The organism is Cupriavidus sp. SIMBA_020, from assembly GCF_046535395.1.
In the GTDB taxonomy this organism is placed as follows: Bacteria; Pseudomonadota; Gammaproteobacteria; order Burkholderiales; family Burkholderiaceae; genus Cupriavidus; species Cupriavidus campinensis.
Genome location: NZ_JAWRWU010001705.1, coordinates 1 through 235, shown reverse-complemented (window position 1 = coordinate 235; position 235 = coordinate 1). Strand labels below are relative to the sequence as shown.

The window sequence follows — 235 nt, the reverse complement described above, 5'->3', positions numbered from 1 at the left end:
GGCGTTCGGTGGTGCCGGAATCGGCCAGGATCTTGCCCAGCATGGCGCCCAGCGCGATCACCACGCCCACCGCGCCCAGCGTCTTGCCGGCGCCGTCGGTGAGGCTTTTGACGATGGCGGTGGGTTCCATGCCGGTGGCAAAACCCACGCCCAGGGAAACGATCAGCAGCGCCAGCAGCGGATGCATGCGGACGCGCGAGACGATAAGAGCGACCAGCACCAGAACGCGCACCAG

General features: G+C 67.7%; 1 pseudogene. It reads right to left on the bottom strand.

Going from position 1 to position 235, the window contains the following annotated elements:
- Window positions 1-235: pseudogene (locus SB751_RS35425) on the bottom strand (gluconate transporter); the annotation flags it as partial.